The sequence below is a fragment of the Dokdonia sp. Hel_I_53 genome (assembly GCF_007827465.1).
Lineage (GTDB): Bacteria > Bacteroidota > Bacteroidia > Flavobacteriales > Flavobacteriaceae > Dokdonia.
Genome location: NZ_VISL01000001.1, coordinates 421,280 through 438,842 on the forward strand (window position 1 = coordinate 421,280; position 17,563 = coordinate 438,842).

20 protein-coding genes and 1 tRNA gene are annotated in these 17,563 nt (G+C 37.2%); 9 read left to right on the forward strand and 12 right to left on the reverse strand.

The genetic code is table 11. The features are described 5' to 3' along the window. Position 1 precedes the first annotated feature (1 nt). Positions 2–2,677, reverse strand: a complete 2,676-nt coding sequence (locus OD90_RS01890; RefSeq protein ID WP_144665771.1) for an N-6 DNA methylase — start codon at positions 2,675–2,677, stop codon at positions 2–4. A 273-nt stretch (positions 2,678–2,950) separates the two neighbouring features. Between OD90_RS01890 and OD90_RS13115 the strand changes: the two genes are divergently transcribed. Then, the gene (locus OD90_RS13115; protein ID WP_186434783.1) at positions 2,951–3,118 is read left to right on the forward strand and encodes a hypothetical protein; all 168 of its coding nucleotides are present in this window, start codon (positions 2,951–2,953) and stop codon (positions 3,116–3,118) included. 21 nt (positions 3,119–3,139) lie between these two features. Here OD90_RS13115 and OD90_RS01895 read toward each other — a convergent pair whose 3' ends face one another. From OD90_RS01895 to OD90_RS01915, 6 genes are all read right to left on the reverse strand, one after another. Beyond that, positions 3,140–4,144, reverse strand: coding sequence for a glycosyltransferase (locus OD90_RS01895; protein ID WP_186434697.1), 1,005 nt, complete (start codon positions 4,142–4,144; stop codon positions 3,140–3,142). A gap of 163 nt (positions 4,145–4,307) precedes the next feature. Next, on the reverse strand, positions 4,308–4,589 hold the full coding sequence (locus tag OD90_RS01900; RefSeq protein WP_261374444.1) for a hypothetical protein: 282 nt from the start codon (positions 4,587–4,589) through the stop codon (positions 4,308–4,310). After that, entirely contained in the window at positions 4,589–5,077 is a 489-nt protein-coding gene (locus OD90_RS01905) for a hypothetical protein (protein ID WP_144665778.1), read from the reverse strand. The genes OD90_RS01900 and OD90_RS01905 overlap by 1 nt, the downstream gene beginning before the upstream one ends. A 3-nt stretch (positions 5,078–5,080) precedes the next feature. Beyond that, complete coding sequence (locus OD90_RS01910) at positions 5,081–6,337, reverse strand: winged helix-turn-helix domain-containing protein (protein WP_144665782.1); 1,257 nt, start codon at positions 6,335–6,337, stop codon at positions 5,081–5,083. After that, positions 6,324–6,485, reverse strand: a complete 162-nt coding sequence (locus OD90_RS13120) for a hypothetical protein (RefSeq protein WP_186434698.1) — start codon at positions 6,483–6,485, stop codon at positions 6,324–6,326. The genes OD90_RS01910 and OD90_RS13120 overlap by 14 nt, the downstream gene beginning before the upstream one ends. Before the next feature lie 15 nt (positions 6,486–6,500). Continuing rightward, the gene (locus tag OD90_RS01915; protein ID WP_144665785.1) at positions 6,501–6,740 is read right to left on the reverse strand and encodes a hypothetical protein; all 240 of its coding nucleotides are present in this window, start codon (positions 6,738–6,740) and stop codon (positions 6,501–6,503) included. Between the two features lie 200 nt (positions 6,741–6,940). On the opposite strand from OD90_RS01915, the gene OD90_RS01920 reads away from it, so the two are divergent. The 4 genes from OD90_RS01920 to OD90_RS01935 all read left to right on the forward strand — a co-directional run bounded on the left by OD90_RS01920 (position 6,941) and on the right by OD90_RS01935 (position 10,473). Next, positions 6,941–7,705 (forward strand): hypothetical protein, encoded by a 765-nt coding sequence (locus OD90_RS01920; protein WP_144665787.1) that lies wholly within the window; start codon positions 6,941–6,943, stop codon positions 7,703–7,705. 56 nt (positions 7,706–7,761) lie between these two features. Continuing rightward, the gene (locus OD90_RS13240; protein WP_261374445.1) at positions 7,762–8,508 is read left to right on the forward strand and encodes a MerR family transcriptional regulator; all 747 of its coding nucleotides are present in this window, start codon (positions 7,762–7,764) and stop codon (positions 8,506–8,508) included. Between the two features lie 175 nt (positions 8,509–8,683). Next, positions 8,684–8,869, forward strand: coding sequence for a hypothetical protein (locus OD90_RS01930; protein WP_144665789.1), 186 nt, complete (start codon positions 8,684–8,686; stop codon positions 8,867–8,869). After that, positions 8,869–10,473, forward strand: coding sequence for a recombinase family protein (locus tag OD90_RS01935; protein WP_144665792.1), 1,605 nt, complete (start codon positions 8,869–8,871; stop codon positions 10,471–10,473). The genes OD90_RS01930 and OD90_RS01935 overlap by 1 nt, the downstream gene beginning before the upstream one ends. On the opposite strand, the gene OD90_RS01940 is transcribed toward OD90_RS01935, so the two are convergent. Then, positions 10,439–10,512: transfer RNA gene (locus tag OD90_RS01940), tRNA-Arg, on the reverse strand. The genes OD90_RS01935 and OD90_RS01940 overlap by 35 nt on opposite strands. Before the next feature lie 224 nt (positions 10,513–10,736). Here OD90_RS01940 and OD90_RS01945 point away from each other — a divergent pair. Both OD90_RS01945 and OD90_RS01950 read left to right on the forward strand, forming a co-directional pair. After that, a complete protein-coding gene (locus tag OD90_RS01945) occupies positions 10,737–11,570 on the forward strand; it encodes an alpha/beta fold hydrolase (protein ID WP_144665795.1) in 834 nt (277 codons plus the stop codon). An 85-nt stretch (positions 11,571–11,655) separates the two neighbouring features. Then, positions 11,656–12,168, forward strand: a complete 513-nt coding sequence (locus tag OD90_RS01950) for an adenine phosphoribosyltransferase (RefSeq protein WP_144665799.1) — start codon at positions 11,656–11,658, stop codon at positions 12,166–12,168. Positions 12,169–12,243: 75 nt separating this feature from the next. Here OD90_RS01950 and fahA read toward each other — a convergent pair whose 3' ends face one another. Then, positions 12,244–13,536 (reverse strand): fumarylacetoacetase, encoded by a 1,293-nt coding sequence (gene fahA / locus OD90_RS01955; RefSeq protein WP_144665802.1) that lies wholly within the window; start codon positions 13,534–13,536, stop codon positions 12,244–12,246. A gap of 117 nt (positions 13,537–13,653) precedes the next feature. Here fahA and glyA point away from each other — a divergent pair, with 117 nt between their 5' ends. After that, positions 13,654–14,928, forward strand: coding sequence for a serine hydroxymethyltransferase (glyA, locus tag OD90_RS01960; RefSeq protein ID WP_144665805.1), 1,275 nt, complete (start codon positions 13,654–13,656; stop codon positions 14,926–14,928). 154 nt (positions 14,929–15,082) lie between these two features. Here glyA and OD90_RS01965 read toward each other — a convergent pair whose 3' ends face one another. After that, complete coding sequence (locus tag OD90_RS01965) at positions 15,083–15,709, reverse strand: response regulator transcription factor (protein ID WP_144665807.1); 627 nt, start codon at positions 15,707–15,709, stop codon at positions 15,083–15,085. Between the two features lie 458 nt (positions 15,710–16,167). Here OD90_RS01965 and OD90_RS01975 point away from each other — a divergent pair, with 458 nt between their 5' ends. Further along, on the forward strand, positions 16,168–16,554 hold the full coding sequence (locus tag OD90_RS01975) for a nucleoside triphosphate pyrophosphohydrolase family protein (RefSeq protein ID WP_144665813.1): 387 nt from the start codon (positions 16,168–16,170) through the stop codon (positions 16,552–16,554). Positions 16,555–16,603: 49 nt separating this feature from the next. On the opposite strand, the gene OD90_RS01980 is transcribed toward OD90_RS01975, so the two are convergent. Together OD90_RS01980 and OD90_RS01985 are read right to left on the reverse strand one after the other, a co-directional pair. After that, positions 16,604–17,122, reverse strand: coding sequence for an OmpH family outer membrane protein (locus OD90_RS01980; protein WP_144665815.1), 519 nt, complete (start codon positions 17,120–17,122; stop codon positions 16,604–16,606). Positions 17,123–17,199: 77 nt separating this feature from the next. After that, positions 17,200–17,439, reverse strand: a complete 240-nt coding sequence (locus tag OD90_RS01985) for a hypothetical protein (RefSeq protein WP_144665818.1) — start codon at positions 17,437–17,439, stop codon at positions 17,200–17,202. Positions 17,440–17,563: the final 124 nt, after the last annotated feature.

The window sequence follows — 17,563 nt, forward strand, 5'->3', positions numbered from 1 at the left end:
ATTAGGTTCTTGCTTTTTTGAGTTGGGATATGAGTGTATTTAGATTGGGTTTGATGTGTGACTTCACACGTTTCCAGAGATCAAAGAAACTCTCAACCATCGTGTTCAGTTCTGGTGCTTTGGAACGATCTGGTGCTACTCCAAATGGTTTTGACTTTCTGCCACCTATGAGTATGAGCATTGTTTTGGTCACAGCGCCTTGTTTATTGTAGAGCTTATAACTGTTCATATTGATGATATCATCCACCTGATAATGGCGGTACAACCAGTTAAAGAAAGGTCGGTACTTAGCAAAGAGTCCATCTTCGCCAAAATAGACGTGACCCATTATGATAATAGCTGCTTTGCCATCATCTTTCATCGTGTGCAAAGCGAGTCCTGCCATCAAATGTTCCAGACGAATATGGTTGGCAATCCCACGATGTTTATTAAAGTATTTATTGGCAATACGTTCTTTATCAAACTTTGATGCTTCCCATTTTGCAAAAGGTGGATTGGTTACAATCACGTCGTGAACCTTGGTCATTACTTCTGGAAAAGGCTCGGCGGCGTTGTTATTGGTAATGCGCCCAAAACCTTGATATTCCAGCGATTTCTTTCGGCTGTTGTCAATCTCGTTGACGTGCGTAATTCGCGGATTTGCACCTACCAGCAATAAGCCATTACCTGCGCTTGGTTCAAAAATGAACTCGGCATCTTTCATCTGTGTGTATTCTGCCACGATTGCACCTATGGGACAAGGCGTTGAGTATTGCTTGTAGAGTTCCTTACTACTGTCTGAATACGCATACGTAGGTTGTATCTGACTCCAAAAAAAGTCCATTTTTCGCAATCGGCTTTCAAATGGAATCGGTTCTTTATAGAGCATTTTGTACCACAAGAGCCAACTCAATTCTACTGCTTCCCAGAGCGCACCGATGTTTGGCGCACCTGTTTCATCCTTTAAGGCTTCGACTTTCTTTTTTGATAGACGTTCCGCTTTCGCGAAAGCGATATGCATCACAGCCACAACACGATCTATGTAATCGTTTTTGGACTTCGATTTTGTAGAACTTTGTTTTTTAGGAAGTGATTTAGGCGCAGGATTAGGTTTGTTCTGATCATCTAAATAAGCCTGAAGAGTAGCTTTTGAACGTTCTAAACGGTTCATCTGCCATTGCATTTCGCTGAAAGCTTCCTTCGAATTTTTGTCCGTTTTGGGTTTGCCCGTTTTGGGATTTACGTAGTCCAAATGATCTTCTACCAACTGCAAAAGCATATCATTTATGATTTCAATGCCTTTTTGAGGATCTGCCACGGGACGAGAATGCTCCACCACAGACCACCATTTATGACTGTCGTTTTCAATGTCGATTTCTGCGCCCAAAGGCGAGACACTTCTATATCCCGTATGGATATTTACATAGGGATAATCCAAGTCTGTTGGGTAACCGATGGCTGAGAAAGCTTCCGGACCACGATTTTCCCACTCCTGTAACAGTGCTGAACGATTCACTTTTACGCCATAATCTTTAGGATGTGGCATTTGCGAAAGCTGAAAAAGCTCCAGACCAGAAACTTGATTGAGATTCTCGTCTGTGATTTTATAAAGTTGGGGAAACTTAAATTTTAAGAAATTGCCATCGCCTATGGTCAAACTTCCAGATTGAAAAGGTTCACCAGCGTGCACGGGCACAAGCACATTAGGAACTATATGATCCCGACTAAAAATATCTTTTGATACCGCCAGCGCTTCGATCTTGATTTTTTTTAAGGGAATGAGTTCCAACTTCAGTGACTGATATAACCGATTGACTTGCATCAACGCCATCGCTCGGTCGCCAATTTCCAGGTCGTACACCCAATCCTTAAAGTTTTGCAAGGCTTTTAAGAGATGGTTTCTAAAATGAATCTCGCTCCACTGCTCTGAGGCATCTTCGAGGTCGCTTATAGTTGTAGAGATAATCGTTTCTGGTTCGTCGTTCACTTCTTCGGTCTGCTCGTTGAGTTTTTCAATAACTTCTTTTAAAATCGACCGTGTAGAAAGGTTACGTTCTGCATCCGTTTGATAACCAGAATCATCTTCTTCTTTTGGTGCTATTTCTTTAGGAACTTCCTTATTTTCTATTTCTCCTTTCTTAGCAACTAGCTCATCTTTTGAAGGTACTTCCTTAGCGACTTCCAATTCTGTACGTTCACTTTCTAAAGCGACCATACCATCTATCACGTTCCCATCTCTAAACAGGACGCGCGACTTTCTCTTATAGTTGCGAGGATGTACTTCTATATGCTTGAGTGCATCGCCATATTTACGCATCGCAAAGCGACTTGCAATCTCATAGGCTACTTTCTTGTAGGAATCAAATACAACGAAATGTTCCTGCTCAGCTTTTTGCTGTCCCTTAAGGAAGATCGTTACATAGGAAAACTGACCAGAGTCGATGTTTTCTAAGGACGACTCAAAAGATGGATGGATTAACACCTGTTTCCAATCGCCATCTCTGCCAAATTCCTTTTCCAGCTCTTCCGTATAGCGACAGTAGGCAGGATGATTGTCCACATACCATTTGGTAGGATCTGACAGCGTTTCCTTAAAACCAAGCTCCTTCAAATGAAATGCTAGTTCTTTAGGAAGCACTTCGCTAAAATGAAGCTCAATGCCTTTTTTCTGTTTGTTGAGTGTACTGGTTAACTGCATTTGCGATCCCAAAATTTGCTAGTCGCTTAGGGACTAGTTTGTGGTGTGACTTGGGATAAATATAGATTTCGCTTTCGCGAAAGTGGCGTCACGCAAAGGGATTGCGGTACGTCGAAGCGTGATGCTTATAGGTCAATAGACATTAAACCCTAGCGAGAGCTAGGGTTTTGAATTTATAGGTTGTATAAATTAATATTGGCTTGTTCGGTACGCAACATCATCTTAATAAAATCAAGATGATGTTGAAAACTTAAATCTTCAAACAGCTTGTAAATGATTAAATTAGTACAACATTTTAAATACAATATTATGGGAATCAAGACAGGTCCAAAAAGAATTGCAAAGTCAACTGGCAAACCAGATAGACGTCAGCGAGATAATAAAAAGACCGGTGGGAACACACCGTCATTAAAACCGCATAAGCATAAGAAAGGAGATTAAATTCTTCCAAAATAAACTTGCCTAAATAAACAAATCCTGAAACAACTGTAACTGCCTACTGGTAAAGTGCTGTTCCATCCAGATGGACTTGAGCGCGTTTTTGCCCATCTGCTCACGAAGAGCTTTATCCTTTACTAATCGTAAGATGGACTTTACCCAATCGTCAGAAGTTTCGGCAAGCAGTCCTGTTTCTCCTTCCTTAAGAACTTGCTTAGCCGGATGATAAACAGAGGCTATTGCCGGAATACCATAAACTGCGCACTCTAATAGCGTAGTGTAAGGTTCGCATTGAGAAAAGCGGTTCTTTTCACTTGGTAATAGAACTATATCTAGTGCCAAATCATTCAATGTTTTAAAGTGATTTTCAAAAGCGACGGGCTTATGATATTCTACGGCTAATCCTTTAAGAACCAGCTCGCCTTGAATGTCTTGTCCGTTCCAACCGTAGCATACAAATTGAACTCCTTCCTTAAGGACTTCTTTCGTTTTTGCAACTAGTTCCTTAAGGACTAGCAAATCTGACAACTGACTTTTACTACCTAAAATACCAATCCGAATGATTTGAGAGTCATTCCTTTTCAACGGTGGTATCTCTTCATAACCCAGTCGTGACACTAAAGATGGCAATTGCACTACGTGTGTGGTGTGATTGGGAAAGTTTTGTAACAACAATTTTTTGTAAAAGTTGGATAGTGGTTTTGTTGCAGTTGTTACAATATCCATTGAAATCATATTAGATAACAACTGCTCTTTATCTCGAGTACCAATCTTGCGTGACATTGTGTGACTTTGTGGAATAGCGGTGTAATTCTTATCCACATCCATTACCAATTGCACATCTGGACGCAAGACGCGTATAGCTTTGATAAAAAAATCCACATCTGAGAATATAACTGGAAAGATGATGTAATCTGCCCAATATAAAAGTTGTTCATCAATCAAGTTTTCATAATCTTCAAAACGTTTATTAAAGTCAAAAGTCTCAATCTTAGTGATTATGGCGGTATGTGACGCAGTTTTGTTCAACTCTAATGCTGGTGTTATTGCTCGATAATATCCTGTGGCATCCAAGCAGGGTGAAACATAAAGTAAATGAATGGTATCATCATTTTCTTTACAATTTGGATATTTCCGACGGAAAGAAGTTTCGGTCTTTAATCGTTTCTGAAGTTCTAAAATGGTTCTCATATCAGTTGATTTCGGCATTAATATTCATCTCGTTTCCTTCGTAAAATTTGGCAATGCGTTGTCCTGTCGCTTTATCGTAAATCTCAATAGTACCGGCTAAGGGACCGTATTCTTTTATCTTTTTGCGAAAGCGAATTAAACCTGTTTCCCGGCTTTTCGTTTTAGACAGTTTATGTCTCCAATCTATAGAGTACATTGTGCGTACGTTACCGTCTTTAAACCAGACGATCATCTTGGTTTCTGAGTCCTGGCCTAGTTTCCAGCCTTTTTTCTTTTGTTGCATTATTTGAAATATTTAATGAGTGATAAGAGTGATATTTCCTTGATATAGTTTTCTTTATGAAAAGCCTTGACCGTGACGACACCTTGCTTGACGTTGAGCCAAATCTGTACATCTTGGTCACAGATATGATTTGCCGTAGCAAATTCCTTGAGATACTTTTTGATACTGAAGGCAATTTTGTTACGCACATTGGGCAACGCTGCAATGCTGTCTTCTAAGAAGAAATAAGCGAGTTCGTCTGTTGGTATTTCTTTCATCAGCACATCTTGATCATACAGATAAGAAAGTACTTTGTGCTGTTCTTGATAAATACGCAGGTACAAGCGCTCGACAGGGATCTGTTGCCAGGTTGCAATATGCTCGGTGTAGCTTATGATGTTTAGAGAAATTTTCTTCTCATAACCAAAGACATCGATAGATATCTCGGCAATCGCTCCCTTGAGTTTATTGGTCAAGGCAACGTTTTTCTTTTTGAAAATACGTTTCATTCGTTAAGTATTGGTGTATAAAAATCGTTGTGTAGATGGGTTGAGTACACTTGCGTGAAAGTGTTGCAAGAGTTCAGGTTGACCGAGTTTGCCTATTCTCGTCTCACATTGCCTGAAAAGTGCCAATCTAGGTTTTTGCTTTGCAGTATCCTTTTTCTCATTGTTCAAAAACCTGCGGATCTGTGAAGCGACAATGAGTTTTAACTGCACTTCAAGCTGTCTCTTCTTGTGATCCTGCCACCATTTTTTGGTGCCAGCAAACCCTGTTTTGTTTTTGGAATCAAAATATTGATGTGGCAATTGTACAAATCTGTTTTGAGGATCTTTGGCAAGATATTTCCGCACGAGTTCGATGCGATCTACATAGCATTGATGAACGTTTGCCAGATGTTTGTCAGGTACTGGATCGTACCATTTCCAGAGCAGTTCTTTTCCGATTTTGACCTGGGATTCAGTGAGATAGGTGTCTTGGTAGAGCACATTTCGCGAAAGCGTCCAAAGCGCATTCACATACACAGAAAGGGAAGCGGAACGAGCCGAATCTCGTGGCAAATTTTCGGCGCCAGTTTGATTTGTGGCTCGCATCCGCGCATTTTCCCCTGCATCATTGGAATTTTTGGGGCATTTTTTCCCTGTGTATCCTGTAAAAGTGTTGCTAGAAGCGTTGCGTGACGTTGTTTCTTTTGTGAGCGGTAGCGAATTCCTTTTATTCCCGAATAGCTTGGCTCGACTTGAGTTATCAACGCCTATTATTAAATTATTTATGTAACCATTGTTACTAGAGTCTGTATGACGACAAGTTGTCGTAGGAATATTTTTAACCGATTGATTGTGTGTAGATTGTAATTTCTGTGAATCCTGCTGGATTTTAGGCTTATCCACAGGTTTTAAACCAGTTGCTAACAGGATTTTTGGCTCGACCCAAAGGTCATATCCTGAGTTGGTACCGTGCCATTTTTTATTGATAATGATGCCTGCATCTATGAGTCGTTTTAAGTGACGCTGGATGGTTCTGGGACTGGCGTTGCCCATTTTAGCCAACTGTAGATTGTTGGTTTTTAAGGGTGGTAAATTTTTAAGATCAAGTGTTGTGACATTGCTCGCTTTCAGTAAAGAAAGTCCGTAAATCTTAATGATGTCCTTTGCAGTTGAGGCTATTGCCTGTCGTATGCGGTTAGAAAGTTGTTCTGTATTCTGGTTGTGTTCTTTAATGTGATAATCCAATGCTTTAAAGGCGATGGAATAATTAACTATGCTCATTTTTAGGACTGTTATGAAACAGCAAAGTGTGTGCTTTGTCTATCTCACTAGTCGGATTGTGGTGCTTTTTTAGCATCTCTATTTCTTCCTTGATTTTTTTTATAAGGTTCAGGAAACCTTCATCTGGGCTATTTTCGGCAAATTTCATAAGATGAGATCTGCATTATAACTTCATCGATGTTTGCGACTTTAAAGGCAGGTTCTCTGTGAGGACTTTTCCCTTTTTACTATTGCGCAATGTTTTCTCGTGCTTAGATTCTAAAAGTGTGAGACAGGCTTCATAAATGAGCTCTTCGCTGGACGGCCTGATCTCTTTCCTATTAAAAAATTTAGATACCGTAGGTCTGGATTTTCCAGATTCTTGAGCTACAAGCGCAATGGGGTTATCAAAGTACTTGTGCATTTTTTTCGTAATGGCCTTAATTTCATCGGGTTGATACATTCTTATAAAGTTTATGTGATTCGTTTGACAATTCAGTGTAAAAGTTTTGTAAATTTGGCAACAATTTAACGTCATTTTTACATTTATATCGCCAAATATATGTATAAACGTTGCTTAATAAACTACAAAAAGAGATAATAATTTTATCACCCCTGAATTGAATGAATGAGAAAAAAGAGCGCAAACGACAAGAAGTAATTGATAATGAAAGACATAATATGAAGCAGAATCCAGATTACGATACTATAGATTTAAAATTTATCGAGGCCATAGACGAGGTATTGGAAAAGAATGATGAGCTCGGATTAAAACCAAGCAATGATAGTAGCCTCGGGAAACTGATTTATCCTTCTAACCGAAGCATCATCTCTTCAGTAAGAAGTAGGGCAAAACATATTCCGCATCTTGCGTTGATCAATTTTGCAAAGCTCTTTGACGTAGATATGAACTATTTCTATTCTGATAGATCCTTGAGTTACATTCCACGAGTGACTACTGTAAACAACAATCAAGATTATTCCATCAAGAAAACTGGTAAGGGCTCATTTGTTGCGCACGCTGGAAATGGCACAATAGGCGACATTAAAAACGTGGCAAAGGAAATTGTAACAAATAACAACACGAGCTTAAACCCATCGGCCGAAACTGTTATCAATAACTTCATACAGCAAATAGATGAAGCCTGCATTCCGGATTTTTATAGAATACTCAATGCCATACGTGATGAAACGGGAAGTACAATAGAAGAACTAAAGTTTCATCTGAAGAAGAAATCCAAAAGGCTTGACAAGCTAAATAAGCGCCACCACAAAGAACTCAAGGCTGTCAATCTGAAGCTTGTAGAAACCAATGAAAGGTTGATTAAAGCACAAGAAAATGAAAAAGCGACTATGGAGAAATACATATCAGTTCTTGAAAAGAAATAAAACGTCCTTGTTTCGTAACGTTTATAAGTTTATGTTTGTATTGTAAAAATTAAATCTTGAAAAAAGAACACACAGATTATTCAAATTTATTGCGACTTCTCAATGAGAAGGAATATGCAAATAAGTACATCGTAAATGCTGAGAGGCGTATGATTACACACTGGCAGGATATTGGACTTTTTCAGGACAAACGCAATACTTCGGCAGGATGGAACAAGTTTAGCCTCATCGATATCCTTTGGATGGGCATCATCATCGAGTATCGCAATCTGGGCTTTCCCAACGAAAAGATCAAACCTGTTAGGCAATTTCTGTTTGAAGAAACTAAGATTGATAATTTGAAAGTCAGTAAGCTGGAATATGCGACTATTCAGGTACTCGCTTTCGCGAAAGCGTTATATCTCATAACCGATATAGCAGGTAACATTTATCTGGCAGATGATTATGAATATGTTAAGCTTTTGCAACAAGGTAAAGTAACCAATCATATCGTATTAAACCTTAATCAAGTCGTCAAAGAAAATATATCTGTACTCTTTTCTGAACCAAATTTTAATGCCTTTGCTGGTCTTAATAAAGACGAAATTCAAGTGATGCTCATCTTGAGAAGTGAGTCGTACCAATCTGTCCAAGTGACCAAAAAGAATGGCGAGATAGATATGATTGAAGGTACGGAGCGCATTAGTGAGAAAGACAGAATTATTGATATTTTGAAACAGCACGAGTACCAGAATATCGAAATAAAACAAGCAAACGGAAAAGTGGTTTTGATAAGCCGTACCGTGAAACAAAAAGCAAAATAGATACCCTATTTGCCATTCAAATGTACTTGTAATCCCATAACGGAAGCTAGTTTGAACAAATTAATATGAAAACGTGATAAGCATCGATTGAACTAAATGCAATGAGCTCAGAGAGCCATCTCAAATCCCACCAATGCTATGACTATAAGATAGAATAGCATTCACGGAATGAACAATGCAATCGATAAATGTAAAAAAAGAAGACAATAAGGAAGTATCTAAAAGTAAAATGTCTGTAGAAAGGCTCAAGTCATTTAAAGGCTTTGAGAATGTGAGCGAAGATGAGGCAGATAAAATAATTAAGAATCTTGAACAATTTGCAGAAATATTGTGCAAGCAAGTTCAACAAAACGTATCCTAATGAAAGACCTATCCATCTTTAATCAATTTGCCAGAACAGACGACAGCAAGTCTCTAAGACAAGCAGGAAACGCCGTCATATACACCAGAGTTTCTACAAAAGAACAGGCAGATAACAATGCTAGTTTAGACACACAATTAAAATACTGCGAGCAACTAGCTCAGAAGAAAGGACTTGATGTGGTTGAGTATTTTGGTGGGACGTATGAGTCGGCAAAAAGTGATGAACGCAAGCACTTCCAGAAGATGCTCAACTTTGTTAAACGCAGGAAAGACATAGGCTATATCATCGTCTATTCTTATGATCGCTTTTCGAGAACTGGAGCCAATGGAGCGTATATAAGTGATCAACTCAAGAGGCAGGGAATCGTCACAATTTCTGCGACACAAGAGGTAGATACTTCTACGAGTGCAGGATCTTTTCAGCAGAACCTTTATTATATGTTCTCTCAATTTGATAATGAGTTGAGAAGGGATAAGTCCGTTTCTGGAATGCAAGAAAAATTACGTAGAGGAGATTGGACAGGCGCTTGGCCATACGGCTACACAAATACCAATCCGGGCAAGGGTAAAAAACCCAATTTTGTAATCAACGACAAAGGGAAACTTCTCAAAAAAGCTTTTGAGTGGAAAGCAATGTCAAACACCTCACACGTTGAGATATCTAAAAAACTCAAAAGAAAAGGATTAGAGCTATCTGCCAAAAAGCTTAGCGACTATTTTAGAAATCCCTTTTACTGCGGATTGATGGTAAATAAATTGATACCTGGAGAAGTGATACAAGGCAATCACGAACCTATGATTAGTCGTGAGATGTTCTTAAAAATCCACAATCTTCTCAACTCTCGCGAAGAAGGAAGAAAGTACAACCTAGATGATGAAAACCTACCACTAAAAATGTTTATCAAATCAACAGAATGTGGAACACCCTATACTGGATATGTAGTTAAGAAGAAAGGACTGTATTATTATAAAAATAGAAGATCAGGTAGTAGAGAAAACAGAAGTGCGAAAAAGCTACACAGCTCGTTTATGGCACTCTTAGAAAACTACACACTGGCTGATCCAAAATACATCGAACCTCTCAAAGAGATCATCGAGCAAACCTTTATCGATTTAAACAAGGAACAAATTGACGAAGCAAAGGTGCTAAACACGCAAGCTACAGAACTGGATGTTAAACTGGATAGATTAGAAGAGCGTTACGTATTTGAAGAAATAACAAAAGTGCAATACGATAAGTTCAAGTCCAAACTAGAGTCAGAAAAGAACAAAATAACCGAGTTAGTTTCAAACTCAGGATTTAATAGTTCGAACCTTAAAAAATCGATAGACAAAGCATTAAATTTAGCCTTGAACCTCCCGTCATTGTGGCAATCTGGTAATATCGAAGTCAAGCGTTCTTTGCAATTTATGCTCTTTCCAGAAGGAATAGGGTATGACTTCAAAAACGACCGACTTCGAACTTTTAGAGTAAACTCGATATTCAGCGCAATCGCCTCTATTTCAGATAACTTAGAAGGAAATAAAAACGGGACTTTTCAAAATAATTTTGAAAAATCCCGTTTAGTGACCTCGACAGGATTCAAACCTGTAACCTCTTGAGCCGTAATCAAGTGCGCTATTCAGTTGCGCCACGAGGCCTCTTAAATTGCTTTGAGAGCTGTTGAGCTTTCTTTGCGGGTGCAAATATATTGCTTTTTTTAAAGTCTCAAAAATATAAATGAAAAATTATTTAGAAAAAATGTAGCTAGGTTTTTTAAAACTTTAAGAGGTTGCGTTAAACTATTGCTAAAGTGATAGTTAGGTTTTGTCTAAAATATTGGCTTATCTGTATCTTGAAATACTACTAATATAATAAAGAATCTATGCCTTTTTTTACGACAACCAATTCAGAAAAATCAAACCCAATTGACATATACTATGAAGATTTTGGTACTGGTAAACCTATCATTTTAATCCATGGATGGCCATTGAGTCATGCCATGTGGGAATACCAAGTACCCGCATTAGTAGAGAACGGATATAGAGTAATATCCTACGATAGACGTGGTTTTGGAACCAGCTCAAGACCTTATAATGGATATGATTATAATACCATGTCAACAGATCTAAAAAATCTAATTGATCATCTTAGTCTTAAGGATGTTATATTAGTTGGGTTTTCAATGGGTGGGGGAGAACTAGCTCGATATGTAGGGCAATATGGAACAGCAAACATTGAAAAATTAGTATTCTTAAGTTCAATTGCTCCATTTATGATGAAAACAGAAAGCAATAAAGATGGTGTTCCAGAAAAAGTATTTGAAGAATTTAAAAAAAATATTAAGGAAGACCGTCTTGGCTTCTTAAAAGAGTTTGGGAATAACTTCGTGAACTATGATCAAAATGAAGATAAGGTGAGTGATGCTCAGTTGCATTATAATTTTGCACTAGCAGCAAGTGCACTCCCAAAAGCAACATTAGATTGTATTGATGCATTTGGAAAGACAGACATGCGTGACGATCTTAAGAAAATTGATGTACCTACTATGTTTATTCATGGAACAGCAGATGAAGTAGTACCTCCTACGCCCACTGCAAAGCAAGGTCATGAAATTGTAAATGGAAGCCGTTTAGAAATGATTGAAGGAGCACCTCATGGCTGTGTGTTTACGCATACAGAAAAAGTAAATAGTTTACTTCTCGATTTTTTAAAATAGTCTGTAATTGTCCTTAAAATATTGGGTCCTACTTGAAACATTTTCAAATAGGACTTTTTTATACAGTTATTAATATCTTTATAAAATGCAATTAACAGACTTCGTTAGGGATATTAAAGATTTTCCTCGTAAAGGTATTATTTTCAAAGATATTACGCCTCTTCTAAAAGATTTTCACGCTTTCGCGAAAGCGGAAGAAACACTATATAACTTGATACCACATATAAATATTGATGTTGTCGTCGGCATGGAGTCTAGAGGTTTTTTCTTTGGACCATTATTAGCTAAAAAGTTAGAAGCAGGATTTGTCCCTGTACGTAAACCAAATAAGCTCCCATCTGAGAAATTATCTCAAGAATATGCACTAGAATATGGTACAGATGTTCTTGAAATACATAAAGATGCTATTGCAACTGGGGATAGCGTACTTATACACGATGATATTCTTGCTACTGGCGGTACTGCAGAAGCTGTCGTAAAACTTGTTAATTCTTTAGGTGGCAATGTAATTCAATGCAATTTCTTAATTGAGCTAGAATTTTTAAAAGGTAGATACTTATTAGAAGGAATTCCTGTAGCTGCGGCTATTAAATATTAGTCCAAAAAAAATCCCAAATGCACAATTTTTATTTTTAATTGCACATTTGAGATAATTTGAAGGCTTATTGAGATTTTATTTTGTTTTTGGTTCAAAAACAGGAAGTAATTTAGTAGATACTTCTCCAAAACCTATTCTTGGGTAGTCCTTAGATTTTGAATATCCTCTAATGATAACCGTATCGTTATCTTCAATAAATTTGCGGTCACCTCCCTCTTTTAATTTAACAGGTTTTTCACCTCTCCAAGAAAGCTCTAACATAGAACCGTAGGAGTCTTTAGTTTTACCAGATAGTGTACCACTTCCCATCATATCACCTGCATTAACAGGACATCCATTCACTGTATGGTGTGCTAGTTGCTGACTCATGTTCCAATACATATACTTGAAGTTTGATTTACAAACAACAGTTTCTTTTTTACTTTCTGGTTGAATGGCAACTTCAAGATTAATATCAAAACTCTTTTTACCTGTAAACTGTAAATATGGGAGTAGCTCTTTTTTTGCTTCTGGACTTTCAGTTCTAAAAGGTTCTAGAGCATCAAGGGTAACAATCCAAGGAGATATAGAGGAAGCAAAGTTTTTTGCAAGAAATGGTCCTAAAGGAACGTATTCCCATTTTTGAATGTCACGAGCGCTCCAATCATTAAATAACACTAAGCCAAAAATATTTTCTTCTGCTTTTTCAGTAGAAATAGATTCTCCAAGATTATTTGCATCTGTAGTAATAAATGCCATTTCTAGTTCAAAATCTACTAACCTTGAAGGTCCAAAAATGGGCTCTGTTGCTCCATTAGGAAGTTTTTGACCATTAGGTCTATGCACCGGAATTCCAGATGGTATTACAGAAGAACTTCTACCATGGTAAGCAACCGGTAAGTGTAACCAGTTAGGCATCAAAGCATTTTCTTCACCCCGGAACATCGTTCCCACATTTGTAGCGTGTTCTATACTAGAGTAGAAATCTGTGTAATCTCCTATTTGAACAGGTAATTGCATTTCTACTTCCTCAATTTTAAAGATAACTGTATCACGATCTTTAGAATTGTCTTTTAATGATGTGTTACTTTTTTCAAAAATCTCTGAAATTCGATTACGTACTAAACGCCATGTCTTGCGCCCGTCTGCGATAAAGTCATTAAGGGTGTCTTGTAAAAAAATATCATCCGTAAGTGGGATGTCTTTAAAATACCCCAGTTGATGTAATGCACCAAGGTCAATAGCATAATTACCAATACGCGTTCCAATTGTAATCACATCGTCACGAGTTAAGAATACTCCGAAAGGAATATTTTGAATTGGGAAGTCTGAGTCCTTTGGTACATCAAGCCAAGTTTTTTTTGATGGATCGTTTGCAGCTAGAGACATTATTTTATATGTTTTTGATAAGTTGTTTGTAAATTCTCTCAGTCAAATATAGGATTTATAGCAACGCTACAGGGAGATTGTATTATTTTTACACATCTTTAACAAACACAATTTCATATGCAACGCGATACCGCAATATTTAATCTCATTAATGATGAATTTGAAAGACAACGTAATGGTCTCGAGCTCATTGCCTCAGAAAATTTTGTAAGCGACCAAGTAATGGAAGCGGCTGGGTCTGTGCTTACCAATAAATATGCAGAAGGATACCCAGGTAAAAGGTATTACGGTGGTTGTGAAGTAGTAGATGAGGTTGAGAAAATTGCAATAGATCGTGCAAAAGAACTATTCGGTGCGGCATATGCAAACGTTCAGCCACACTCAGGATCTCAAGCAAATACAGCTGTTTTTCACGCCTGCTTGCAGCCTGGAGATAAATTCTTAGGTTTTGACCTTGCACATGGTGGTCACCTCACGCATGGGTCCCCAGTAAATTTTTCTGGACGTTTGTATAATCCTGTATTTTATGGGGTAGATCAAGAAACTGGTCTTCTCAATTATGATAAGATTCAAGAAATAGCAGAGAAAGAGCAACCTAAGATGATTATTGCAGGAGCATCTGCTTACTCAAGAGAGATCGATTATGAACGCTTTCGCGAAATAGCAGATTCAGTAGGAGCTATATTACTTGCAGATATTGCACACCCAGCTGGACTTATAGCAAAGGGAATTGTCGCAGACCCACTACCACACTGTCATATCGTAACGACAACAACGCATAAAACATTACGAGGACCACGTGGGGGAATGATCTTAATGGGTGAAGATTTTGAAAACCCATTTGGTATCAAGTTAAAAAGTGGCAAATTACGTATGATGTCGTCGTTGGTTGATAGTGGGATTTTCCCAGGGAACCAAGGAGGGCCATTAATGCATATCATTGGAGCAAAAGCAATAGCCTTTGGTGAAGCACTTACTGACGATTTTTTACACTATATGGTTCAAACTAAGAAAAATGCTGAGGCATTAGCCGCAGCATTAGTACTCAAGGGGTATGATATTATTTCTGGAGGGACAGATAACCATATGATGCTTATTGATTTGCGTAACAAAAATGTAACAGGAAAAGCAGCAGAAGAGGCGTTAGGTCTAGCAGATATTACTGTAAATAAGAATATGGTACCTTTTGATGATAAATCTCCATTTGTCACTTCAGGTATTCGGATAGGTACTGCAGCGGTAACCACTCGTGGTCTTATAGAAGAAGATATGCATACAATTGCAAATTTCATCGATAAAGTAATAGAGCATCACGATAATGAAGAGGTGTTATCAAATGTGGCAAAAAGTGTAAATGAAATGATGGGAGATAAGCCCCTTTTCAAATCTTAGACCCCACAGATAAATCACTACTAAAAAACTCCTGTCAATAACAGGAGTTTTTTAGTAGTGATTCTTCATTCAGTTTAAAACATTGTGAGGTTTATTACACTGTTTTTGTTGACTGGCAGAAATTCTTAGTCTCTTTAATAAAACGAAAACAGTTTTAAAAATCGTATTTTGTTTCTAAAGCATAGCGTAAAAGCTCCCCTTTACCAGAAAGATTGAGTTTACGCATCATATTTTTACGATGTTTATCTACTGTAGATACTGCTGTAAACCTAATAGAAGCGATTTCTGAGCTTGTCATATTCTGAGCGATAAGCTTTAATATTTCTCGTTCACTTTTAGAGAGCACAGAGCTAGATTTATAATTTTTTACGCTTGCGTTAGGAGTGTTGGGAACGAGTGTTGCATCGTAAAATTCTTGTCCATTTAGAACGGTATGTATTGCTGTTTCAAGAGTGTCTAGGGGGCTTGTTTTTAAAACATATCCAGACGCTCCAGCGTCTCTCATTTGTTCAATAGCTGCGTCTTGATCAAACATTGAAAACGCAATAGTTCGTATATGAGGAAATTCGTTAGATATAATTTTTGTCATTGTGATTCCATCCATTCTAGGCATTCTAATGTCAGTAATAATTATTTTAGGTTGTTTTTTTCGAACAATATCTAAAAGTTCTTCGCCATCATTTGCCATTCCTATGATCGAAATGTCTTGATTATATTTAAATAATAATTGTATGCCATCTAAGAGAGCTTGATGGTCTTCTGCTATTGCTATAGGTATCATATGTGATTATTAATTAAGAGTAGCTTTAACCAATTATTCTTGTAATCACCTTAAAAATAATACTTTAATAATAACTAGTTATTACTAATTGACTTAAAAATCGCCCATATCAAGTGTTTTAATTTATGGTATTGGTCTGAAATACAGTTAAAATTTCTTTTTACTTATTTACTATGGGAGGTAATGGCATTTTAATTTAAGGCTTCAGAAGGATTTTAATCAGAAATAATAGGATTATAAATCCTATAAAACCTAAGAGTACCCATTTACTCCCTTTGTACTGTTTTTTGTGTATTCCTAAATCTTTGCGATAACTCCACACTATAGCGACAATGAAAACAATCACAAAAAAAACGATAAAGGCAATCTTACCAGGAGTAAACATTTAATTAAATTTAGAGATTGTAAAAATACGTATGCTTACGCTTTCGCGAAAGCGTGCACCTAACTATATACTTATGAAAAATAAATTAGCAGCAGTCACCTTATTTCACGATACCTATGGCCTTGATAAAGAACTCAAACCAACAGCATCGCTACCAAAATCAAAAAATGAACTTCGCTACCAGCTCATGAAAGAAGAAAATGAAGAATATCTTGAAGCTGCAAATGCAGGTGATCTAGTGGAAGTGGCAGATGCGCTAGGGGATATGCTATACATTTTATGTGGGACAATTATAGAACACGGAATGCAAGAAAAGATAGAAGAGATCTTTAATGAGATACAACGAAGCAATATGAGTAAATTAGGTAAAGATGGCAAACCCATATATCGTGAAGATGGTAAGGTACTTAAAGGTCCTAATTACTTTAAACCAGACCTAGAATCTATTTTAAACAAGTAACATAAAAAACCGCCAATGGCGGTTTTTTATGTTACTTGTTGAGACTGTTTTAATTTTCTTTTACTGTAATTCCCATTTGTTTTAATACCACGAGTGTAATATCGTAAGCAGGGTCAAGATAAGCTAGTGTATTATTAGTACCAGTAGTATTAATGATTTGAGTATATCCATTAGCTTTTGCATACACGTTAACCTGCTCACCTATTTTTTGATAAAGAGGTCTTAATAAGTCATTTTGTTTGATCTGAACTAATTGTGATCCATTAGTTCTAAATTTATTGATATCGTTTTCTAGCCCAACTACTTCTTCTTGTTTTGCAGTTTTTTCAGCATCTGTCATTGTGCTGAAGTTTGCTTCTGCGGCTTTAACCACAGTTTCATAATTGGTCATTTTTGTTTTGAGTTGCTCTTCAAGATCTAAGTTGTAGGCTTTTAATGCTTCTTGAGCTTTTGCAAGCTCAGGCATTTGGGATAAAATATAATCTGCATCTACAGTACCCACTTTTGTTTGTGCAAAACTTACTGCTGTAAAAAGTACAACTAATGTACTAAGGACTAATTTTTTCATTATATCAATTAATTTTAAAGGATTATCATTTGCGCGTGCAAATATATGTGATAGAAGACAATATCTATGCCACAGGTTTATTTTTCGTTAAAATGCTGTCCTCGATGTGGTTTAAGATCATCTCTCACGGGCTTCATGGCTTCTTTGTCAACCACTAGAAATGCCATAGAATGATTCTCACTTATGTCATTAACACCTGTAATGGGTCTTGATAGGTCTTTCGCGAAAGCGTATTCCTTTAAATGTATGACATGGTGTGTCGCAATTTTGTGTGCATCAGGGCCTCTAAAATCCCAAATTAATTTTAAACGATCCAAAATATTTCTAATAGAATTTAGTTACAAACACAAAGGTACCAATAGCGATAGTTTTATTGCAGTAAGGAAAGACATTTGTACTCCATTTGATTATTCTTATTTTTGCACAATTTTTGTATTTACA